The following is a 21155-nucleotide window of genomic DNA, read 5'->3' as shown; positions in this document are numbered from 1 at the left end:
ACGCGCTTGATCATTCGCAAACATGCGCCCTCCTTCTTCGCCAGCGGGCGGCTCGCGCCCGACCTCACCGATACACACCATCAGGAAAGGCGCAATGCCTCCCTTGACGCGCTCACACCACGATGCAGACGTGCGGACCGACCGGCATCCTTGCCAGCGAGAAAATCCCTGTAGAGACTGCGATCGATTTTCGAGTCCGAATTCCGATCGCGCGGCTCCAACTCCCCGCTTGCCTCCGGGTACTTCAGCTTGATATACGTCGCGATCGCGGCTTCGTTCTTCGGATCGGCAAACTCGTCCACCTGGTTCGCAACCGTCGTGACCCACGCACCACAGAACATGTCGGCCCGTTCAATCTTTCGACTGGTCGCACAACGCTTCAATCGCGCAGCGATGTACGCCGCACGGGCCTTCTTGCACTGCCGAAACAGCACCTCGAACGCGTAAGCCGCAATTTCGGCCGACTGCCCGACGCCGATGAAGCGCCAGCCCCCATTCCTCCGGTAGCTTTCGAATATGACCGCACATCCGAACGCCGCGCCAACCGTTCCGACCAACGCCGCTTCCCACAGCGGCGGCCGACGCTTTGCCCCTGCACTCGCGGCAGCATCGGCAACCGATGCGGCTTCGACCTGATCCTCGTTGATGCCATGCAGCCGCATGAGCGCGCGCGCTTGCCTTAGCGCGGCAGCAGCCTCGTGCTCGTTCGAGCTTTTCGACAGAGCAAGGCATTTCCTGATTTTTTCGAAGACTTTCGCCTGATCGGTGGTCATTCGTCACTCCATCAATAGCGGCGCTCTACGATCGCGTCGCGATCGCGCTGCTGAATTCGTCCGGGGCTGAAAATCGCCGGCGTCGCATCGGACTTCGGCGTTGGACCGCTGGCGAGCGCCAGGGCATTGGAATACTGATGGATTTGCCCGTTAGTGCGGTGGTACGTCACCACATCGGCGCGAGCGCTAAGCAACGTTATGAAGCTGCTCGACATTGGCTCGTTTCCAAAAAAGAGCCGGATGAACGGTGCACGTCCATCCGGCAATCCGAGGGCCATTCCGGGTCAGCATCCGACTTCGAGCGGGGTCTCGTTCCGGGTGCTTTCCCGCTACGGAATTGCCGGTATAATGCAACCAAAAATTCCGTATGATTGTAACGATACATGCAAAGTGACAGGGAGTCAAACGATGCAGATCCGCTTGCCTGACCCCGTAGTACAAGAGGTCGTGTCCGAAATCATCGACGCGACTGGCGATGCCGATCTCGCGAAAAATCTCCTTCGCCTTTCACTCACCGCACCACGTCAGATCTGCGACGCAACCGTAGCTATTGCGAGTGCGACGCTGCTTGCGAAAACCGCGATGCCGCAGGAGCAGGAGAAGTTTCTGAGTGCAGTCCGGTATCAGTTGGCTCCGATTCGGCAGGACCACGCGCTTGTCGCGCTCGCTCTTGCACTGGTCGAGGCTGATGCAGCCACGACCGACGATGTGTTCCGCGACCGGCGGATCATCTCCGACGCACTCCTCGAGTCGCGTCTCGCGGCAATCAAACAGCTTCTGCGCCACTGAGGTGACCATATGAAAAGCTTTCAGCGCCTTCAGCAACACATCCTGGCCACGGACCGGGCATTCGGCCAAGGTATCGCGATCACGCCACGAGCAGAAAGACTGCGCGTCGCATTCCGCCGCGGCGTCGCAGTCGGCGCGACGGCCGGCGCGACACTGATGGCAGCCGCCGCATACGTGCAGGTCGGCCCCGGCTCCTACGACCCGCAGAAGCTGTATGTTGGGGATGCGAGCGACAGCCGAGTCATGGCAAGCATTTACGACCACCACCGCAAACTGCTGGCCGCACGTGAACGCGTTCACGATATCAAGCTCGCCATGATCGCAGGAGAAGGGCCGGAACGTCTCGAAGAACAGGCCGCGCAATTTCGCGAGGCCCGCGCCGAGGAACAGCGCATTGCTCGCGAGTTCGCACAGCAGACCTACGGTCTCTCTTCGGAGCAGATCCACCATATCGTCGGCGACGACGACTCATCGCCGGCCGACTCTGAAACAGTCGCCCAGGCCGCTCCCCGCTTCCGCCCCTGAGAGGCCACCATGCTTGCGCCGCATTCCGTCCGCCTCTTCTTTGATCGAACCGATGCCTTCCGCTGCGACGCAGAGGACAGCGCCCAGGTTGACGCGTACATTCGAGCCATGCGCGTTGTACAGCAGCGCACCGGTGCCACGCCTCGATCGGCTCTCAGCAACTGCGCGCCTGTCCATATCGAGTCCTTGTCCGGCCCCCTCTCGGTCGTTCGCGTTTCCGGCGTTCCTCACCAGCAAAACCCTGCGCACGATCCCGTAGCGCTCTCGCCGGCGGAACAGGCGCTTTTCATGAAGCGCGGCGACCACTTCATTTTGAAGGTGGAGCGCGAGGGTATCGAGCATGCAGCCTACATCGCTCTCGATTACTCCATTTCGCCGCGGCTGATCACGTCAGATCGCCCGATCGTGCTGCGCAATCCGATCGACGCCATGATCTCGGATCTGAACGCTACGCGGTTGCTCGAACTGGTTCAGCACAGGGAGTTGACGGCCGCCGAGCAGTTCATGGCATGTCAAACCATGCCACTGCTCTGGAGGCGCTACGGTGGTGCGCCTGTCGCTGCAATCCCGAATCCGACCGTGCAAGATGCAGCCGAGTGTTACGAGTTTGCGCAGCACTTTACGGACCCCTATCAGCGCATCCGCACGATCTCGCAACTGAATTCCGAATGGGCAAGGGTATTCCTCGGCCCGCAAGCGTCCACGCAAGCCACGGCGGCCGTCAATGACGGGGAAGTCGCCCTAAGCGATCAGCCCCTCCCGCGCCCGCTGGAATCCGCGATGCCGCCAGTCGCGCAGCGACCGCAGATGCGAATGTAGTCGCCGGGGAAACTCACGTGAGCACGCCAAAGCAACGTCTCGGCCGACCGGCTGCCCGCGCGCCGCTAAAGCGCAACGGCGCGCTCACGCGACTGCGCGCGCAGATAGACGAGGGACTGTTGCGAATCGTGCCGAAGGCGCTTTGCCGAGCGACACTCGAGACGTATACGGGGAGCGGCGAAGGCGTCCTCTACCGACTCGGAACTCAGCACTATGTGTGGGTCCATTTTTTCGGCAAGGCCACGTCCCGCAGCCAGTATCGCGCGATCGTCACGACCGCGAGGAAAGTGGTGGTCGAGGCATCAAAGGAATGCGTGCTGTGCCGGGACGCCGACGACGTCATCGCGGCACTGGTCGCCGAGATTCGCCGGCTTCAGAAAGCTGGCGCAATGTAGCATCCGATATCGATTGATATCAGATGCTATCACTTGATATCACTCAGCCTCAACCAGGAACTTGTCGCGGTTCCGCGCCTTTGCAATCCAACCAGGTGCGCGCCCCTTGCCGCTCCAGGTCGCCCCGGTCTTCGGATCACGATACTTGACCGCCGAGGCCGGCTTCGCACCCGCTGCACCCTTTGCCGACCGCTTACGGCCGAATACGTCCTGCGGGGTCAACCCATAAGTGGCTACCTTTTCGCGAATGTCTTCGACAACTGCCGCGATCTCGGCTTCGCGTGCCGCATTCGCTTCTTCCTGAAGGGCCTCGATTTCGGCCTTGATTTCCGTGTAGCTACGACCTGCCATTTGTTTCATTCCTCTTTCAGAGTATCGCGCCAGCGAACATCGCCGCGCAGTTTCAGATATTAAAGCCGCACACCTTCGACCGAGTAAAACCGAATCGCAGAGCGCGGAATTTCGAGAAGCTCAAGGACACGCTTCTGCTGCACCGGAAGCAACAGCAGTCGATGCGTAAATGGCCCCTTGGCTGGATCGATATGTGCGAACAATCGAGCTACGAGATCGCGATTCTGAAGCGGCTCATCAACGATCACAACTTCAGCGCCCTTGAGATCGAACATAGGATAGTGTCCAGGCAAGGCACCCTTCACTTTCCCGTCGAAGGCCACGTCTGCCTTGGTACGAATCAAGAGCGTGTGATTATCGACGTATGCCACCCGCAAGCCATCGGCGTCGCGTGTGGTCTCCGACCATTGCTTCAACGCCACAGTCTTGCCTGATCCGCACGGACCTACGATGCAGAGAACCTTGACCACCCCAAGACAATCCGCGACAAGATCGGCCACGATTTCCGGTCTGAGGAACGCGTGGGTCATATCGCTCGCTCCCGAGATCGAACCTCAGACGCGTGCGGCAGACCACGAAGCGCATCATCGAAATGTCGTTTGCGCGCCGGATCGTGAATGATCTTGCTGATGTACTCTGCGCGACAACCCCACCATTCCGCCAAAGCGCGATTGGTCCACCCTTTCGCCGCGATGGTCGCCTTCGCCTCGTCGGTCGTCAGCAAGCGGCCCCGGCCGGCTTCAAATTCCGGCTCGTACAACAGACCGTGCGTGATCGCGCTCGCCCTGGCTTTCGCCCTAACCATCCTATTCCCCGACCTTGAACAATAGTTCAATGTTAGCTCACTGCCGTCCGGCCGCGCACCATTACATCTTCATCTTCGGCGCGTGCTGGTACGTCGTCTGCCAGAACTGTTCGAGTCGATCGATTTTGTCGCTCGCCGCTGCGCAGAATTCCTTCATGGACGCCGGACCACGTTGCTCCAGTCGCCCCACGTCGTCTCGCAGCGAGGCAAGTCCGTCCGCGTACTCGGACTTGAGCTTCTTCATGATCGACTCCAACACGTCGATCGTCGCCCCTTTGACGAGGCCGCCCGTTCGAGCGGACTCCAGCGACTCTGAAAACGCCTGATAGGAGGCCACAAACGTCTTCGTGACGGCTTTGGTCGAGTCGCTCTCAGGGCTGTCGCCCAACGCGGCATCGACCGCTTCCCGAAACCGCTGTGCGGTCGCAGCGATGCTCTTTACTCCATTATCGACTCGGCCGATACGGAACATTGCGAGCCGGTTCGCCGGCGACGGAACCCCCGCTTCTTGATGAATCATCTGGTCACCTCGCATTTGTCGCACGCACTCGTTGAAGCTGAGCCTCCAGCGCCGGCCGATCGCCCGACCGCTCCAGAGCGGCCACGACCTGGCCGAGCAGTACGTCAATGTGCTTGCTCTTCTGGAACTGCTGATACAGGAGATCCGCCATGAAAGCCGATACAAAAAGCTGTTCGCGCTGAAGCTTCGTCGGATCGGCCAACGCGGCAAACTCGATCTGCCAGTACGGATTTCTCCAGCGACGCCCCGCCTCGAACTCCATCAGTTCGGCCTGGCTCATGGTGCCGGTGCTCTTCGCGACGCTCGAAGCGGTCGCGTTGAAATACTGCGCGGCCGCATCCGACTGCTTGATGTCTTGAATCAGTTGTGCGCTGCCCGGAAAGGGCATGTGCGAAGCGATCTCGTCGTTCATGGCCTTCTGCGCGGACGACATGTTCGCCTGGTACGCCTTCTGCATTGCGATGTACAGCTTGCCGACTTCCGTCGACGCCTCGGCCTTCGAAATGTTCTCCGGCGGATTGGGATCAATCGCCATGCGCGCATACGCGCGCGCAGCCTCCTCCTGATCCTTGGTGAACGTCAGATCGGCGTCCTTGCCCGGCATGCCGGCCCCGGTAAAGAGCGAATCCGCGTTTGCGTCAGCATCCGGCATGGAAGATGTCGAGCAGCCGGGATACCCAAGCTGCACTTCCACAGCGGTGCAATACTTCGCCTGGTGGATCGCGGTCGAAGCCCGCCGCGACGCTTCGACGGCCGGCGCAGGACCGTTCAACGCCTTGTTCAACGGCGCGCTACTGACGCTCGCTCCACCGCCCGGCCGATAGCTCGATGCCGTCGTGTTCGTGCTGCGGGACGCTTGCATTGCATAGTTGCTGGTAGACGTCGCACAGGGATCGATGGGCAATTCGGTCTCGCGCGAGACCCGATCCCGCTCTTGTTGTCGCTGCACCTCGAGCGCCATCTCGCGTTGCGTCTTGGCTGCCTGCACGATGCTGTCCGAGACCTTCGAGCCGATGCTCGCAACGTCCGTATCGATCTCGTGCAGGATGGTCGAAAGCGCTGTTCCGAGAGCCGCAACCGAGCCGACGATCGCCGTGGATGCGGCTTGCACCGCCCCGACGACGCAACCATCACAAACGGCATACGCGCTGCTGGACTGCATCAAGGCAGCAGCCGACAAAACTGACAGAGAAACGATCTTCTTCATTGAAAGAGCCTCGACAAGCTGCCAGTGATGGTGGAGAGGACGCCGCCCGACGTAGGCAACGCCTGATTGAGCCCCTCGGAAACCGCGCCTGACAGCAGACCGCTCGACCCGCCGACCGCGTTCGTCACGCTCTTCTCGATGTTGTCGATCTGCTGCTGCACCGCGGCCTGCGCCTGCGCCATCGCCTGCTGCGTGGTTGCCCGCGCCTTGTCCGCAAGCGCCTGGCAGGACGACTGCTTGATCTTGTTGAACGCCACATTCAGCAGCACGCTGTTACCCAACCATTGCGTCGGGAACTGCGGGAAATTCTCCAGGCACGCCGTCTGCAACTGATCGAGCAATTTAAGCTGCTGCAAGTTCGTGTCGATGTTGTTCATGCGTCGTTGCTGCTCCTGCGCTTGAGCGTTCGACATTTGCGTCGACATCGCGCATGTTCCTGCGATCGCCTGCCCCGTGATCGAGGAGGCGAGGGCCGCGATTGTGAGCAACCGGGCGGAATGTCGGATCGTCATTGATGGTCTCTCTCAGATATCGGACGGTTGCCATGCCGCGCGAGCGCGTTTATCAGGCGCCATCCAGCAGTATTCGAAGATCGGATACAACTCGATTGTTTGACCACGAACCGGCTTGAATACAAGTTCCGCTGCTCGGACCAGCAGCAACAGAATCGGCTGATCCGCGTCGTCCGGCAGAACGACGGACTTACCGAGCAGCGCGCTCTCGTGCGCAACGATCTCCGCTTTGATCGGTTGGTTGAAGGCTCGCTGGCTTCTCGTGCTCGCGACCTCGACGATCAAAGGAAGAAACCCCTCGCGATGGAAAACCTCCGACGCATCGCACTGCTCTCCGCTCAGTTCGAAGGTGCATTCGAGCACCTTCTCGTAGTAGCGCGCCAGGGCTCGATGGTGCTCGACCGGTATTCTGAAACCGTCCATATTTCACCACGCAAAATACATATCGTTGTAATTATACGTACTACAGCGCACGTGACAAAGCGCGACGGCGGCTTGCCTGCTGCACCGCTTCGTCGTGTTCGCTACGCTCGGAATCGGCGTTCGAAATCGAGCGCATCTGTGCGAGCACGCGCGCCGGAGCCGTGAGCGTTGCTTCACGCATCGCCTCAGGCGGAACGTTGAGCGCGTCGCAGCACAACGCGAACGTCACCACGCCTCGATCGCCCTTTCCTCCCATCCACAGCAGCGCGCTATGCCGATCCGCGCGACGCACTGCCGCCGATGGCGTCCGATCGAGCGGATCGGGCTCCGGCCTGGACAGATCAAGCGCGGCGAGTTCGAGCATTTCAACCGCAAGGCTCTTGAAAATTTGCGCAGTGGCCGTCCGCTTTTCGTCTGCCTCGAATGTCGCATCGCTCACGATTGCACCTCGCCAGCACGCAGCTTCCTCAACACCAACTGATGCACCGCCTCCCCGTCGCCGGCGAACGCCGGCACCAGCGCAGCGGAGTCCGCGACACTCTTTCGCTCGATGTACCGCGCGCTGAAGAACTTCCACTCGTCGGGGGTTAGATTGTCCCGAACGCGCTCAATGAATCGAATGAGATGAGACACCGAAACTCCTATGCCGCCTTCGGACGCGGCGCAATGGATTGGACATCCTCGCTCACCGCCGCAGGCGAAAGCTCCTGTCTCGTGAACGCCATCAGGTCATCGAACGCGGCACGCATCGACTCCCGATCCGCTCCGACTGGATACGGAGCGTTGGAGGAAAGCTCGAAACGCGACTCTTCCGTTCCATGAACGAGATAGTCGTCTTTCCACCCTCGGCCGGCGCATTGATCCTGCACATACGCCTCAAATCCGCGGGCAGCCAGCTCGCGCACGGAAGACCAGTACGCCTTTGCCTTCTTCTGGTCGAACTTCTCAGCATCCTTGAAGAATTTCGTATTGACGAGCCGTTTCATGTACTCGGACTGCAAGAGCGCATCTCTATCGGTAGCAACTCGATAGATCTCGGGCAATGCCCTGATCGCGCCCGCTATGCGGACGAGCGTCTCCGCAACTGCCTTTTCTTCAGCGCGCGTCAAGCGTGTTTGAGGACGCATATGCGACAGCCGCTCCACCAGCGGATGTCGCTCGCCGGAGCGTAGCTGCGGCACCCGGTCTTCTGCCACCTCATGAAACACTTCCTCGGTCATGCGCTCAGCGGCGCTGTGCCGAGCCTGATATGACTGATCCGGCATCAGCACGCCAAGGACGCCCGCCACTTGATTGCAGACCTGGTGTCGCGTGGCTGCGAGGCGCGCCGTCGCGGCCGACCTTGCCTCGTCTTCGGTATATCGACGGACAGTAAGCGCGTTTACGCTGTTCACGAGCGGCAGCAGCCGCTCGCGAAGGTCGTCTGGTAGATAGTCGGGCTGCGCAATCTCATTGAGGCGGGATACGCCGCGCGTGCGCTCCTGAGTCAGGAAAAGCTCCGACGCAAAGTAGCTGTTGCTGGTTTTCGCCCGACACGGCGATCCCGCAATCAACTCCCGAACATGCTCACCCATGTAGTCGTCAAGGGCGTGGAAGAACTCATGGGCGAGCGCCCCCGCCCCCTTAAGTCGAGTGAGATTGATGACCTTCCGCGCCGGTTCGTAGTGAGCGAGCGCCCGGCCGACGCCGCGGGAGCCGAATGCAAGGGCCAGCGTACCGCCGAGACTGACGAAGGTCTTCGGAACGCCGAGCACACGCGCGAGGGTGGAAAGCGAGTCGTACGCTCGATTGAGAACGTCTTGCCGCTCAATATCCGGCAGCCAGTTCCCGAATTCACACGCTCGGAATCCAAACGTTTCCAGAAAGTCATCCGGCTTGATATTCCGGCCGCCACGCTCATCGGGCACGCCGGTGCGTTTGATGTGATCGAGATGGGGACGCGAAAGGTATTGGTTTGCTTCCTCGTCGTCACGCGAGGCCATTGTCGTTGCACGCTTCTGGTTCGAGAGCGCCTGGCGCTGCTCGATGAAGGCATACAATCCATCCGAATCCAACTGCGATGGCGCGACCCATTGGTCATTGATGTGGAAGCGGTGGCCGTCGTATAACGCCTTCGCGCGACGATATCCACCTACCGAATCGAGCAAGTAGTTCGACGCGTAACGCCAACCTCGCGGGTCGCTGCTGATGATCTCTTGATACTCCTCGGCCACGCGCCTTGATACAGACCTGTCGCGACGCGTGACTTCAATAAGTCCCGCGTCAACGAGACTGCGCTCGAAATCCGATCCATCCTCTCCGTGGACCAGTTGATCACGAGAGCGCAGTGCTTCAGCGCAATCCCGCACTTTGGACACAAACTCGATGTACGCGTCCGAATGATCAGGGTTCTTGATTCCCCCAAGCATGTCCTTGCGAAGCGCGTTCACGAAGAGCGCAACACGACAATCAATTCCCTCGTCACGAAATTGATCCAGCGATTTCCGCGGCCAAATATTGTCGCGAGTGACCAGTTCCAGCTTTTCGCGTTCGTTCATGCCCTCGAGGTCGGAACGCGATAGGGCTTTTGCATAAAAGTCCTTCCGTGCCCCACCGATCTTCTCCCCGGCATCCTCGATACGCGCACGCTGCCGCTCTGCGCTCTTGACCGCGCGCCGGGGCGCTGGCTCGGCCGGCTGATCTTCCGTGTCGGAGTCGTGTCGCTCCTGCTCCTGCTCCTGCGCCCGCCCCCGCTCCGGCAACTGGCGGCCGGTCTGGATGGACTCAGTTACCGCCTTGGAGACGTCGGCCAACACGGCGAGCCGCCGACGCTGAAACAGGATATGCCCTTCCTTCGCGCGCAACGTCTGACGCAGCGCGACAAGCGCATCCCCCGAATAGGCAACGCCAATGTCATAGTTCGACAGCGCGTCGACGCCACGAATCCGAAGGTCGTTGTATCGCTCGATGTCGTCCGAAAGCTGCTGCCTGGTCGCTTCGGCGAGAGCATCCAGATGCTTGCGTGCGCGCTCCCCACCTCCGCGAGGCACGCGGAAATCATCGATGTACCACTGCCGCGTTTTGGAATCGATCTCGCCATCGAGGCCGACCGATAACGACTCTTCCGGAAACGCGGAAACAATCGCAGCCACTTCACTCGGATCGACCTTTGCACGAATCTCCGCGACAGCTTCTTCGAAGGTCTTGGGCGTCTGCTCGGGGGGACGATCCTGACTCGCAGAAGGGGAACCGCGCCGAATCAGCGCATCGAGCGGCGCGGCGTCGTCTACGAGATCCAGATCCTCATAACCGATGAGAAAGTCCGACGTATCCATCTCAGCGATGTCACGCCTTACATCGAAGCCGGGGAACCAGGCTTGAAGGTCGCTCGTCTTGAACGAAGAGCGATCGCCAAGCCACATTCCAGTACCGACCTTCTCGAAGCCGAACGCCGACAGATCACTGCGGCTATAGCCGCGAACGACGAGACGGTTGCGCCCGTCAGGAGGGCACTGCGCCGCGATCAGCATCTCGGCCCCGTCGTAACGCGTAAGGTTTACCCACCGCCGTGCCGCCACGATTAGCCCTTGAATGCTTGCCGGAAACGTTGCGACGCCTTGCTGGCTTCGACCTCCTGCAATACAGGTTCAAGCTTTTCGGAAGCCGAATTGAACCAGCGCTGCGCATTGACCATGTTCTCGCGGCTCGGTTGCACGCCGATGCTCATATAGCCCGCGAGACGGGCCAGATGGCGGCCGGTCTGTTGCAGTTCCCGCACCAGCTCGATGTTGTCGTCCAATGCCATGTGTAAACCTCTAAGTGTGATGCACTTCAATCAAATCTTGTTCAGTATCGGGATCAACCACGAACGTCTCTTCGTCCGGCGTATCGCGATCGTCCACGAGGCGCACATCATCCGCCTCGCGAAAACTCACACGCAGCGTCCGCAACGCTGCCGCAACGTCTATGGGCTCGCCGGTCAGAGTCCGGCGCATCGAGTTCGGCTCCAGAACGAAGTCGGGGTACAACCGACCATGGATGCCCTGAAAGCAGACAAAATCAATTCCCTCGCCGTCGAGAGTGACCGTCGCCATCAGATTGCCGTTCAGCCAGGCTTCGAAGTCAATCCGCCCCTCGGCAGCAGCCATTTGCTGCACGAGTGCCCGCCGATCCCCAGCCGACGCGAACTCGCTAACCAGCGCCAGCATCTTGACTTTCAAAACTCCGTATAAACCAGCGGCATCCATCATCAGTCGATCCATTTCGAATGCTTGCACGAAGGGAAATTCGAGCATCCGACCACCTTCTTTCCAGAAGGAAGGCGCTTGCCGACCATCTGACCTTTGTTGCACTTCTCACACGTATCCCCGTGCCCCGGCAACGTCTCGTCAACTTCCGGTCGCGGCTTGTCCTCTGCCGCCTTGATGCCCATGCGGTCGAGGTCGAATTTGACGCTCTTGAGAGCGTCGACAAGCTTCGTCGCGTTTCCGCGAATCATCACGTCGAACTGCTGACGCGTCATCTTCCCCTGCTCAATCAGGCCAAGCGCCATCTCCCACTTTGCCGTTGTAACCGGATCGGAAAGCTCCCGCGGCAACCGCTGGATCAACTCAATGCCCAGGTTGGTCGGCTCAAGATAGCCCCCCTTCCCGCGAACGACGTACTTGCGCTGCCTCAGGGTCTCGATAATCGCGTCGCGCGTCCGATCAGTGCCTATGCCCTTTGTGTCTCGAAGAACCTTCCGATCGGCCTCGTTGCTCACGAATCGGTGAATATTCGTCATGGCCGTGATCAACGTTCCGTCGTTGAAACGCTTCGGCGGAGTCGTCTCGGTTTCGCGCAGGCGCGCGACACCACCCGTTAGCTTCTGACCGACTTGATAGGACATAGACACCATCCGCCGTTACTGATGCCCGCCGGTCGCCTGCGCGACGGCATCCAACATCGCCGCGCGGGAGATCTGCTCGTCGTCGGGATCGACCGCAGCAGCGTCCGATTGGCCTTCATCTTGTTTCTTCGGCCGCGCAACGCGCGCGCTCGTGAAACCCAACTTCGCGTGCAACGCGGCATCGCACGCTTCGGTCACCCACACGGCGACCGGTTGCACGCCGGGAATGTTGTTCAGGTCTTCATCGACGGGATTGAAGATCACCGTATCGAAGAAGACTTCGCCGCCGTCGCTGCGGGAATTCACGACGTTGCCGATCGCGACGGGGAAGTAGCCGATCTCGCCACTACGCGGATGAACCTTCCGGGTGGTCAGCGAAATGTATTTTGCGCCGGTCGGCACACTACCTTCGTCCTTGCGCTCGTTCACAAACGCGAAGACCGCAATCCGCCCGTCGCCGAGCCCCAGATCGATGTGCCCGGTCAGGACAGCCTTGCTGTCCGGCTTGCTGGACGGCACGAACACGGCCGTCTCGAACCACTTTTCGCCGCGCTGCACGACCGCGCGAAGGACGGGCTTTACTTTTTCAGCCACACCAGCAGTGCTCATGATCGCTCCACCAAGGAAAAGATGAGAAATGGCAACGCGCGTTCCGCGATTTCGGCGACCGCACAAATTACGTAGCCTTGTAACGATACGCACAATTGCTTAACCAATAATATTCCGTTTCCCAGTTGTTGTCCAGTCGCCACACCCCTGATAAGCCCGCCAGTCGGGGGTTTGCGCCCGATGCTCGTGCGCGCGGCAGTGACAGACAGTTAGTTGCATGGGATGCACCGTTCACTCCCGTAAATGCTCACCTCTCCATCACGCAATCGGGTACGCTTGCGTGGTCATATAAAACTGACCTAGAGTGCAGCGTTAATGCTCAAAACCACGACCCATATGACGAAGCCGGAGCCGTTCCCCAAGGGCGATGTTCGTCGTCTGCTCGCACTTGCGCTGGCGATCGCCGACGAAGAGCGAGCGACTCTGACGACCCTTTCCACGCGAACCGGCCACCACAAGCAGACAATTCAGGACGACATCGAAAAGCTTCGCGATCAACTCGGCATCGCTATCGAGAAAGACGGGCCGGTCTATCGCCTCGTCTCGTGGGGGCCAGTCATCAAGCAAAGCGGCCTTCGAAAGTTCTTGCTTGGTCAGTTAATCTGACCTAGCATCCTCCCATTGGCAGGCACGGAGACTTTTGATGACAACTCTCGTTCAGATTGCACCCGGCGTTGTTTTTGCAGCCGAAGCGATCAATCCCATGTGGGGGCAATCGGTCCAGGCGGCAGAGCAGCCGACGAAGAAGCGACATGGGGTCGAGACTGGTCAACCCCAGGAGACCGACGATGAGGATGTAAGCAAGGGAGACCCAGGCGAACAGATGGCGCTTCTCTGAGAGGACCGCAGGTCAGCTTTCCAGAATGGCATCGATCTTCGCCATCCACTGTTCCGCGTCCCGCGCGCCAAGCATATGCACGTCGAATAGCGGTGTTTCCGGATTCGCGATCGCGATGCTGATGCGGTTGTTGATCTTGGTCCCGTTTTTATCGAGCCAATGCCATGTCCGCGTCCGCACATCGGCGTAACTGAATGTGTACGTGGAGTCCCACCTGACGAACGCCACCTCTCGACGTGAGTCATCGAAAAGCACGCTCACACCTCCCCGCGACAGGGCGTGACTGGCCCGAAAGCCCTCGCGGCCAAGTTCCTGAATGCGCCGGTCTGTTTGCGCCTTTCGCCACGAGGATTGCCGGAATCCAGCGACGAGGATTGAAACAACAACTACCGGTATCCCGATCCACAGAAGCAATTCCATTTACGGAAGCCCTCTCATTGATTCTTATCTGCCCCCGTTAACGGCAGGCGGGGCAGATCCTTGATAGCTGCGCTCACTCCCTGCCCAACGGCGGCACCGGCTTAAGGCGCGGCACGGGCCGCGCCAGAGGCACGTCTCGCAATAGCTCACCGTCATACGGACCGACGTTTCGCGCGTCGCCGGCATCCGTCACGGGAAACATGCCGGCAGAAAAGTACTGACCGGCCTTATAGGCTACCGGCAATCCGAACGACAGCGCGCAAAGCACTGCGACAACCGTCACAACCAGCCCCGCAGTGGACAGCACTTTCCCTACGCCATTGAGGACCATCCTGCCGATACCAGCCGGTTGCGCAGACTGCGAGCCGGCATCGAGTCGGCCTGGCGCTTCCGGCAAATCGACAACAGGAATTGCCGGCTCCGTAATGCCGAGGCTTACCTTTACCGCGTCCTGAATCCGTACGATCAGATCTCGTGCTTCCGACTCGGTTAGACCATCTGCGAGGACGCCTTGGCGACTGGAGTCATCTCCATCCGTGGCCACGACACTAAACACCTTTTCTTCGATGTCTCCGAGTGCCTTGTGTCCGGCCCGAATAGAGAGGCGCTTGACGGCAGGCCCCCACCTCTCCGGTTTCCAGTTATACGTTGCCAACGAGCCTTCGCCAGATATGACAATCTCGTCCTTCGTTACGTCCACGCGCAACGACGTTCCTTCCGCCCGGCGAGCGGCGCGCACGTCGCCGGGCGTACGAAATGCCACGGTGGACTCACCGAGCAATTCCGTGTCGACCGCGTGCTCCGCGAGATCCAGTTGCGTGACATCGACTGCTTGGTCCGACAATTCCATATAACCTCCTTTGCGTTCTTCCACTGGTGACTGATTACCGGTTACCGCTCCAAGGACGCGCACGCTTCGGCTGCTGCCGGGCAAATCAACAACATGCCCCTGCCTCGGGAGGGTTTGATCGCCAGGCCAACCACGTGTGCCGGATAGCGCAATGCGAAGTATCCTTGCCTCACCGATACGTACCCCGTGGCAACCGCGTTGATGACGTTCCATGTACGACGCGCTTTGAATGACAACGACCTCGCTCGCCAAAGCGCTATTTTTTCCTCTTGCGAATCACATGAGCCGACGAGTTGATCATCTACATTTCCCACGCGAGTCTCCTTCTTCGTTTGGGACCGGGTGCGGCTGCACCGCCTCAACGCGGACAACATCGCCGGCAGCGATCCGTTCTAGAATCGTTCTCTCCGCTCTACGAATCTCATTCACCGTAGCGGTCTCCAGCTGATGATCGTGAACCGCCAGCGCAGGCCCGATCGCGCGATACGCCTCTTCATCGACACACCATCGGCCACCCCGCCGCCCTTCGGCCCCAACGCGCACCAGGCATTCTTGGGCGAGGCAAATACAGGCTGCCTTCTCGCTCCTGAAACCAAGCTCGCAGAGCACGAGAGCGAGATTCAGCGCATAGGCAAGCTGATTCATGCCCATGTCTGTCCCTCGCCCCATTCGCATCTCCTCGAGAGCAAGGTGATACGCCAACTCGACCTTCATGGCATGGGCTGACGGGACGAGAAGGCGACCTCCGAAAAGGCGCACGAAGGCGGTCGGATCTCGCCTGGAATGGTGGATTCGATTTCCTCGCTTTCGCATGCCCGCCTCCGGTCAGTAACGAAGCGCACGCACAAGCGTTCGCACAGCGCCGCGCGCGAGCCGTTCGTTAGGCCAACGCTCCCGCGTCCTCCCTTCTTCGACAAGCGGCACTGCGTGGCCATACACGCTGCTGACCGGGCTCGACTGGCCGATCCCGATCTGCCACATCGCAACGGGACCGACCGAAAGTCTTTGCCCGCCAGGCCGAGGCGTCGGCAACCCCATCGCAGCGGCTTTCACTCGGTCAGGCAACGCCGGAAAGGGGTCTACACCCGTCGCGCGCGTCAAGTCTGCGATCGAGATCACCGCATATGCCTCGCCGGGCTGATTGAGCGTGATGTACGCAGCGGCACCGCGTTGCGGGTCGTAGATCGCCTTCCAGACGTGCGTAGGCACTTCTACGCCCCTGCCGATCGACGCGCGCGGGCCGATGAATGCGGGTCCGGTCACCACATACAGTTCGCCGTCGTACTTTGCGAGGGCACGCGTAGCGATTTCAATGCCTTGCCACAGATGCCGATTGTTGTCCGGTGACTGCGGGATCATGTTCGAAAGGGAAAAGCTTTCGAACTGTGAGCGCTCGTCCGGCATATCGCCACTTGGCGACATGTGCCCCTCGTCCCTCCCCGAGCCGAGGTAGTCGTCACGTTCCGCGCGATCGCGCGGACTGATCGCCGCCTCCGAATGGAATGCGTCGACACGCTTCTGTCGACGTGCGGCTTCGACAGAAGCACGCGTAAGGTGCTCTGCCGACCAGATTGCGGTTCGGCTCACACCAGACTCCGCAACGGAGTAGAACGAGAAGCACAGTAGATGCCCCCGCTCGGCGAGATCGACCCGCTGAAGGTCCGGAGCCTGTCCGCCGGCGAAAAACTGAGGGCAGTTCGTAGGTGACGCGCTGGCCACGCCGGACAGAAGTGCAACCAGCAGCGCGATAGCACTCATACGACTTGTCTTCATTCCGTTACCGGCTTTCGTGCGCCGATCTCCATTCCAGAGTCCGCATACCGCGCAGGCTTCATTGTCGATTCTCAATTTGCTCAATTACTGCCTCGCTGTAGCGCTTGGCAACGATGCGCGCGATGGCATGCGTCGTCTTCGGCACGGATGCGTTGCACGTCCCGCGCACCTGTTGAACTAGCCACTGGCCGGCATCGGACTGCTCGATGCACAACGTCGATCGCATGCCTTCGGGGTCTACAAGGGAAAAGATCCGAAATTCGCCGGCGACGCACCAACTGTCGTAGCTTCCGACGCAGTGATGCATCTGATAGCCCTCCGTGTGGAGGGCCTCGGATGTCGTGAGTGGGAGCACCTTGTAGCCATCGATCTCACAACTTGGCAGAAGCGATTCCCATCGAAGGTGCCGGATATCGCGTGCAGAACGCCGGGCCAAGTGCCAATCCGCGCTCTGGCGCATCATCGATTGCCACGTAGAGTTTTTGTCGGGGAGGCCGCGAGCGAGACCATCCATAAAGACCCAATCCAGTACATCACGAAACTCATTGGCTAGGTTCCGCATGTTTTCGCGAAGGTAACCATATCCTTGGGCTGACCATATCTCGCAGCACCGGCTGGCCCACGCTCGATACAAACGTTGATACTCGGGACGAACACAAAGGCGTCTCGCGTTGTTGACGATCGTGCGCAAAACGACGGCAGGCACTCGGTTCGGCAGATTGCTTTGCGCGAGGTTCTCGATGACATTCGCGTTGAGTGTCGTAGAAAATGCGGAGACCACAGATACCGGGGCCCGCATGAGCCATCGGTGCGCCGCAGGCGTCATGAAGCTCGAAAGTCGTTTAGCGGCACGCGCGCCATAGAGATGTATCGGGTCGCAGAAGCCACTTCGATCGACGATCGTGGTCTTGCGCCCATCCCTCACCCACAGATGCCGAGAAAACAAGTCCGTGCGCTTCCAGTGCTGCGGCTTGATGCGTGCGAGCAGTGGCAAGCAATTGCGATTCTGCGCAAGCATTCTGGTAATGTCAGGACCATAAGGAGCGTAGCGCAGATAATCGCGAATCGTCACCCGCGCGTCCCATCCCTTGATTATCGCGACGGCCGACAGAACAGAGCGGTCGATAACGTTAGTCCAGATGTTCTTTCGGAGCGCGCGTGCAGCCGCAGCAAAGCGCGGGGGCTTGATGCGCAACTTCGTTGCGCTCTGCCGCCGCTTTCCTTTGCGCTTCGGGGCAAGATAGAAGTCCATGAGGATCTCGGCCATGGTCCGCCGCGATATCTGCTTCACGCCTTCTTCCGGCCGCGCCGGAAGGTCACCATAACCGGCACCGTCGAGCACTTGCCAAAGTGCCTTGCGAAGGATGGACTGCCACAATTCCTTCGATGGATCGTCGGCCTTTTTTTTGGGCAGCACGATCGGGAGTAGCTGGAAATCCGGCCAGCTATCGAGGTCCGACGAAGCTTCCCATCGCGCATTCGGAAACGACCATTGAAACAACTCGACCAAGCTGGAATCAAGGGCCTTGTCGATGCGCCAGGTGTTGCAGATAATTATTGTGCATACGCCGGGCCGCAAAGTGAGCTTTTGATACAGGCGCAGCACCTGCCGATCAATAATGTAGCGTTTTGCCTGAGCGTAAACGGCAGCAATACGCGCATCGCCGAAGCGATGCGTGTCTGCCGTGCGGCTTTCGGTTGGCAGCGGCTCAGCGGCGCGACTCTTCCCAAAAGTCCGCCGAATTGCAACTCCCTCGGTCATATCGGCTCCGTATTGATCGCTGGCTCAAAGCCACGGATCTAGATATTTGTATGATACCAATGATACGTACGTTTTAGCTTACGAAGGCGCGCTTCGAGCGGCCGCGACTGCGCAAGAGCAAAAGTCCGCAGAGTCCCACGAATGAGCCCACGATCAGCGTCATATATCGGCCCATGGAAAAAAGCATCCAGCGGATCAGATCGTCAACCGACATACTCGACAGCGGAGTCGCGGCGAGGCGGTCGCGCTCGTTGAGCATTGCCCGCATGGAGGGATCTTCGGACAGACGAAGCGCAACACGCTCGATCGCGACAACACGCTCACGCAATTGTCTGACCTCACGCTTATTCGGCGACGGGTCCGCCGCCAGCTTCTCGGCCACAGCCTGGCGCGCAGCGTCGTTGCGCACGGCGAGTGCCCTCACTTCGGCGAGTTCACCTTCGCTTGCTGGAATTTGGTCTCGCAGCCACATCGCGGCGGTGAAAACCATGAGCGCGAGCAGCGCCATCTCCACCATGCCCAACTTGGGAAGCTTTCGCATTGGATGGCTCCTATTGCAACTGGACGTTGTTGAACTTCGAATTCGTCGCACCCTTCTTGTCCATGTAGACGGCAATAGTTCTCTGCGGGGTGATGAATTTCAACACGCTCTCTTCGATGTTCAGCTTCTTACAACTGGCCGTCCAATAGTAGCTATCGATCCCGAGCAGGATCTTTGTGCTGACGGTCGTTATCACCCCTTCCGGGAAGTCAGAAGGCGTCTGCGCTGCGCACCAGAGTGCGAGTCCGAACTTCCGTAACTCCTTCGCGATCTTGTTGTAGATGCTGTCGGGATTGGCATCGAATACAACAGGCGCTTCGTCCAACCCGATGATCTCCTTGATTTCAGACTGCTTGCCGCCGAGCTTGCGGTTTCGAGCGATGTGCTGCGCGCGTACCTTCGCGAAGACAAACTTGTCCTCTTCGTCCAAGTTGGTCAGGTCGTAGGACCAAACGCGAGCATTCTCGTCGAACGGAGGCGGATTGCCGTTGAAGATCCCGATGGCCTTCAAATTCTTCAGGCGATCGATGACGCCCTTCAGTACTTCCTTCGAGTCGTACTTGATCAGGTCATCAAACTCGCGGCCGGTCTCGATCGAAGACACATAGTCGGAGACGCGTTCAAGATACTTGCTCTTCGCGGCTTCCAACTGCTTTTCTGCCTTTTCCTTGTCCTCGATGTCGATCTTCTTCTTGCTCGTCGTTACGGCACGGTTCATCTGAGCCGCCGCGCGGTTCATTTCCTCGAGCGCGGCGACCGCACGATTGCCTTGTTCGTTCATGTTCAAGCCGCCGTACATCGCCTTCAGCTTCCGCTCTGCGAGGGCGATCGCATCCTCAAGCGTCGGATAGTACCGCTGCATATCCGACCAGCGGCGACTTGCCCACAACTCGGCACGCATTATCTCGGTCATCTCTTCCCGAGTCCACGTGTCCGGGTCATCCTCGTAGATCCCATAGGCCGCGAACACGTCGGAAAGTATGTTCCGCATGCAGGCTTCCTGCCGGTCCATCAGCTTTCGAGAAGTCTGGTTGATGGTAGAGATCAGGAAGTTAATTTGCCGATCGACACCGCCCGATTTCGGATTGGGGTCGAGCACGAGCGGGTTGTAGCCGTAGCGGGTGGCACGCGAAAATTCCACGCGAGACTCACCAGGCACAATCAGGTCGCCGTGAACGTCTAGGTTGTGATACCTCTGGAAGCCCGGCCCGACAGTCTTCATCGCTTCATCAATGAAGCGTAGCAGTTGGTATGATTTCCCCGTTCCCGATTTTCCGCACAGGATGAGATGTGGATTGATAACCGCATCCGAGTCCCAATAGACCGGAACGTCCTTGCCCTCCTTTTTTCGGAGGTAGTCGTTATACCCAAGGAAGATCTTCATTCTTCAGCGTAGCGTGCGTTACGGGGATGGCGCGCGCGAAGGTGCGCGCCGAGGTCTGCGAGCCAGCTTGATGCAGACGATGATGGCGAGCGAGCCGACCATCCACAGGAGGCCAATCAGAGCCTGAATGGCGTGGCTCACCACCAAGTCATCGGCCAAGCTTCCGTAGAGGGCTTCGACAGACTCGCAGATGAAAAGGAAATGCGGAAAGTGCATTTGCGCAAGAAGCGCGCATAGCACGCTCCACGCCAGTAGCGTCACTGAAATCAGCGAGCGGGTAGTCACGCCACTCGCTCTTGTTCCGGTAACGGAATCGCGTGGAGTGCGGGTGCGGCAGCGGACGCGATCACCGACGCGCCGTCGCTGCCGTCGAGTACGTTCGGGACGGTGCGTGTCAGCATTCCGGTGACTGACGCTCCCTCCTTCATCGCCAGCGTCACGTACTGGATGTTTCCGTGGACGATCCCCGTTTCGAGAATCACTACACGGTCGGCGAACACGTCGCCTTCGACCGTCCCGCCGATTACCGTCGTGCGCGCGCGAAGCGTACCGTGGATACCGCCAGTTGCAGTTAGCACCACCTGATGATCGCCTTCCTGCGTGACGTTACCCCGCACCACACACTGAAGCACGATGCTTTCCTCGATCGTCAGGTCACCGGTCAGTTGTGCCGCTGCCGGAATTACCGTATGGATATCGGATTCGCTTATGCGCGTGGGCAATCCATCGGGAATCTGCGGTACCGGCGCGGCAGGGATCGGCCTGGATACCGGGGCCGTTGCGGATGCCGGTGCCAGGCTCTGACGCGGGGCAACATTGCTTGGTACGCGCGAGGGAGCATTGGTGTTTGCAGCCGACGGCGATTGCACGCGCCGCGGCTGGTTTGCTGGCGCAGCCGGGGCTTCATTGACAGTCTGCATCCGCACATCCGGTACGGTCCGGCGCACGAGACCGAGACCAATGCCGACGCGTGTCAGGAGAGTTTGGCCCAT

The 21155-nt window shown here is 59.6% G+C and carries 31 protein-coding genes; 7 read left to right on the top strand and 24 right to left on the bottom strand.

Annotation, left to right across the window (positions count from 1 at the left end):
- Nucleotides 1–80: 80 nt before the first annotated feature.
- Nucleotides 81–773: a DUF7168 domain-containing protein gene (locus ACN8ZM_RS40715; RefSeq protein WP_420213533.1), complete on the bottom strand. Its 693-nt coding sequence runs from the start codon at nt 771–773 to the stop codon at nt 81–83.
- A gap of 11 nt (nt 774–784) precedes the next feature.
- Nucleotides 785–988, bottom strand: coding sequence for a hypothetical protein (locus ACN8ZM_RS40710; protein WP_420213532.1), 204 nt, complete (start codon nt 986–988; stop codon nt 785–787).
- A gap of 193 nt (nt 989–1181) precedes the next feature.
- Between ACN8ZM_RS40710 and ACN8ZM_RS40705 the strand changes: the two genes are divergently transcribed.
- Genes ACN8ZM_RS40705 through ACN8ZM_RS40690 form a run of 4 tightly spaced genes read left to right on the top strand, consistent with a single transcriptional unit; the run spans nt 1182 to nt 3301 of the window.
- Nucleotides 1182–1562: a hypothetical protein gene (locus tag ACN8ZM_RS40705; RefSeq protein WP_420213531.1), complete on the top strand. Its 381-nt coding sequence runs from the start codon at nt 1182–1184 to the stop codon at nt 1560–1562.
- Nucleotides 1563–1571: 9 nt separating this feature from the next.
- Entirely contained in the window at nt 1572–2087 is a 516-nt protein-coding gene (locus ACN8ZM_RS40700; protein ID WP_420213530.1) for a hypothetical protein, read from the top strand.
- 9 nt (nt 2088–2096) lie between these two features.
- The gene (locus ACN8ZM_RS40695) at nt 2097–2906 is read left to right on the top strand and encodes a hypothetical protein (protein ID WP_420213529.1); all 810 of its coding nucleotides are present in this window, start codon (nt 2097–2099) and stop codon (nt 2904–2906) included.
- Between the two features lie 17 nt (nt 2907–2923).
- Entirely contained in the window at nt 2924–3301 is a 378-nt protein-coding gene (locus tag ACN8ZM_RS40690; RefSeq protein ID WP_420213528.1) for a hypothetical protein, read from the top strand.
- Nucleotides 3302–3340: 39 nt separating this feature from the next.
- Here ACN8ZM_RS40690 and ACN8ZM_RS40685 read toward each other — a convergent pair whose 3' ends face one another.
- The 14 genes from ACN8ZM_RS40685 to ACN8ZM_RS40620 all read right to left on the bottom strand — a co-directional run bounded on the left by ACN8ZM_RS40685 (nt 3341) and on the right by ACN8ZM_RS40620 (nt 12544).
- Nucleotides 3341–3652 (bottom strand): H-NS histone family protein, encoded by a 312-nt coding sequence (locus ACN8ZM_RS40685; protein ID WP_420213609.1) that lies wholly within the window; start codon nt 3650–3652, stop codon nt 3341–3343.
- A gap of 59 nt (nt 3653–3711) precedes the next feature.
- Nucleotides 3712–4182: a hypothetical protein gene (locus ACN8ZM_RS40680; protein WP_420213527.1), complete on the bottom strand. Its 471-nt coding sequence runs from the start codon at nt 4180–4182 to the stop codon at nt 3712–3714.
- On the bottom strand, nt 4179–4457 hold the full coding sequence (locus tag ACN8ZM_RS40675; RefSeq protein ID WP_420213526.1) for a hypothetical protein: 279 nt from the start codon (nt 4455–4457) through the stop codon (nt 4179–4181). The genes ACN8ZM_RS40680 and ACN8ZM_RS40675 overlap by 4 nt, the downstream gene beginning before the upstream one ends.
- Before the next feature lie 61 nt (nt 4458–4518).
- On the bottom strand, nt 4519–4977 hold the full coding sequence (locus ACN8ZM_RS40670) for a hypothetical protein (RefSeq protein ID WP_420213525.1): 459 nt from the start codon (nt 4975–4977) through the stop codon (nt 4519–4521).
- 4 nt (nt 4978–4981) lie between these two features.
- Nucleotides 4982–6184 (bottom strand): conjugal transfer protein TraW, encoded by a 1203-nt coding sequence (gene traW / locus ACN8ZM_RS40665; RefSeq protein WP_134256814.1) that lies wholly within the window; start codon nt 6182–6184, stop codon nt 4982–4984.
- The gene (locus ACN8ZM_RS40660) at nt 6181–6696 is read right to left on the bottom strand and encodes a hypothetical protein (protein WP_134256815.1); all 516 of its coding nucleotides are present in this window, start codon (nt 6694–6696) and stop codon (nt 6181–6183) included. The genes traW and ACN8ZM_RS40660 overlap by 4 nt, the downstream gene beginning before the upstream one ends.
- 12 nt (nt 6697–6708) lie before the next feature.
- On the bottom strand, nt 6709–7119 hold the full coding sequence (locus ACN8ZM_RS40655; RefSeq protein WP_134256816.1) for a hypothetical protein: 411 nt from the start codon (nt 7117–7119) through the stop codon (nt 6709–6711).
- Between the two features lie 40 nt (nt 7120–7159).
- Nucleotides 7160–7558, bottom strand: coding sequence for a hypothetical protein (locus tag ACN8ZM_RS40650; RefSeq protein ID WP_420213524.1), 399 nt, complete (start codon nt 7556–7558; stop codon nt 7160–7162).
- On the bottom strand, nt 7555–7752 hold the full coding sequence (locus tag ACN8ZM_RS40645) for a hypothetical protein (protein WP_091923928.1): 198 nt from the start codon (nt 7750–7752) through the stop codon (nt 7555–7557). The genes ACN8ZM_RS40650 and ACN8ZM_RS40645 overlap by 4 nt, the downstream gene beginning before the upstream one ends.
- 8 nt (nt 7753–7760) lie before the next feature.
- Complete coding sequence (locus ACN8ZM_RS40640) at nt 7761–10628, bottom strand: LPD1 domain-containing protein (protein WP_420213523.1); 2868 nt, start codon at nt 10626–10628, stop codon at nt 7761–7763.
- A gap of 50 nt (nt 10629–10678) precedes the next feature.
- Complete coding sequence (locus ACN8ZM_RS40635) at nt 10679–10903, bottom strand: hypothetical protein (RefSeq protein ID WP_134256818.1); 225 nt, start codon at nt 10901–10903, stop codon at nt 10679–10681.
- A gap of 10 nt (nt 10904–10913) precedes the next feature.
- Nucleotides 10914–11360, bottom strand: coding sequence for a hypothetical protein (locus ACN8ZM_RS40630; RefSeq protein ID WP_420213522.1), 447 nt, complete (start codon nt 11358–11360; stop codon nt 10914–10916).
- A complete protein-coding gene (locus ACN8ZM_RS40625; protein WP_166742052.1) occupies nt 11348–11986 on the bottom strand; it encodes a DNA topoisomerase in 639 nt (212 codons plus the stop codon). Before ACN8ZM_RS40625 ends, ACN8ZM_RS40630 begins: the two co-directional genes overlap by 13 nt.
- A 15-nt stretch (nt 11987–12001) precedes the next feature.
- A complete protein-coding gene (locus ACN8ZM_RS40620) occupies nt 12002–12544 on the bottom strand; it encodes a hypothetical protein (RefSeq protein WP_420213521.1) in 543 nt (180 codons plus the stop codon).
- Nucleotides 12545–12910: 366 nt separating this feature from the next.
- On the opposite strand from ACN8ZM_RS40620, the gene ACN8ZM_RS40615 reads away from it, so the two are divergent.
- Together ACN8ZM_RS40615 and ACN8ZM_RS40610 are read left to right on the top strand one after the other, a co-directional pair.
- Complete coding sequence (locus ACN8ZM_RS40615; RefSeq protein WP_205710497.1) at nt 12911–13201, top strand: helix-turn-helix domain-containing protein; 291 nt, start codon at nt 12911–12913, stop codon at nt 13199–13201.
- Between the two features lie 37 nt (nt 13202–13238).
- Nucleotides 13239–13433: a hypothetical protein gene (locus ACN8ZM_RS40610; RefSeq protein ID WP_420213520.1), complete on the top strand. Its 195-nt coding sequence runs from the start codon at nt 13239–13241 to the stop codon at nt 13431–13433.
- 12 nt (nt 13434–13445) lie between these two features.
- On the opposite strand, the gene ACN8ZM_RS40605 is transcribed toward ACN8ZM_RS40610, so the two are convergent.
- Both ACN8ZM_RS40605 and ACN8ZM_RS40600 read right to left on the bottom strand, forming a co-directional pair.
- Nucleotides 13446–13853 carry a hypothetical protein gene (locus tag ACN8ZM_RS40605; protein WP_134256822.1) on the bottom strand — a complete coding sequence of 136 codons (408 nt, stop codon included), beginning with the start codon at nt 13851–13853 and terminating at the stop codon, nt 13446–13448.
- A gap of 73 nt (nt 13854–13926) precedes the next feature.
- Nucleotides 13927–14703, bottom strand: coding sequence for a hypothetical protein (locus ACN8ZM_RS40600; protein ID WP_420213519.1), 777 nt, complete (start codon nt 14701–14703; stop codon nt 13927–13929).
- A 447-nt stretch (nt 14704–15150) separates the two neighbouring features.
- On the opposite strand from ACN8ZM_RS40600, the gene ACN8ZM_RS40595 reads away from it, so the two are divergent.
- Nucleotides 15151–15429 carry a hypothetical protein gene (locus tag ACN8ZM_RS40595; RefSeq protein WP_420213518.1) on the top strand — a complete coding sequence of 93 codons (279 nt, stop codon included), beginning with the start codon at nt 15151–15153 and terminating at the stop codon, nt 15427–15429.
- A gap of 99 nt (nt 15430–15528) precedes the next feature.
- Here the strand turns inward: ACN8ZM_RS40595 and ACN8ZM_RS40590 are convergent, their stop codons facing one another.
- From ACN8ZM_RS40590 to ACN8ZM_RS40565, 6 genes are all read right to left on the bottom strand, one after another.
- Entirely contained in the window at nt 15529–16461 is a 933-nt protein-coding gene (locus ACN8ZM_RS40590; protein WP_420213517.1) for a DNA/RNA non-specific endonuclease, read from the bottom strand.
- A gap of 73 nt (nt 16462–16534) precedes the next feature.
- Nucleotides 16535–18238 (bottom strand): PcfJ domain-containing protein, encoded by a 1704-nt coding sequence (locus tag ACN8ZM_RS40585; RefSeq protein WP_420213516.1) that lies wholly within the window; start codon nt 18236–18238, stop codon nt 16535–16537.
- A gap of 73 nt (nt 18239–18311) precedes the next feature.
- Nucleotides 18312–18779, bottom strand: a complete 468-nt coding sequence (locus tag ACN8ZM_RS40580; RefSeq protein ID WP_420213515.1) for a hypothetical protein — start codon at nt 18777–18779, stop codon at nt 18312–18314.
- A 10-nt stretch (nt 18780–18789) separates the two neighbouring features.
- The gene (locus ACN8ZM_RS40575) at nt 18790–20163 is read right to left on the bottom strand and encodes a helicase HerA domain-containing protein (protein ID WP_420213514.1); all 1374 of its coding nucleotides are present in this window, start codon (nt 20161–20163) and stop codon (nt 18790–18792) included.
- Between the two features lie 18 nt (nt 20164–20181).
- Nucleotides 20182–20448 (bottom strand): hypothetical protein, encoded by a 267-nt coding sequence (locus tag ACN8ZM_RS40570; RefSeq protein ID WP_420213513.1) that lies wholly within the window; start codon nt 20446–20448, stop codon nt 20182–20184.
- Nucleotides 20445–21155 (bottom strand): polymer-forming cytoskeletal protein (locus ACN8ZM_RS40565; RefSeq protein ID WP_420213512.1); only part of this gene is annotated, 711 nt, incomplete at its 5' end. The genes ACN8ZM_RS40565 and ACN8ZM_RS40570, both read right to left, overlap by 4 nt.

This window comes from Burkholderia aenigmatica (assembly GCF_048627025.1).
GTDB lineage: Bacteria > Pseudomonadota > Gammaproteobacteria > Burkholderiales > Burkholderiaceae > Burkholderia > Burkholderia aenigmatica.
Note: the sequence above shows the minus strand (reverse complement) of the source record. Positions and strands in the feature narration are given on the sequence as shown.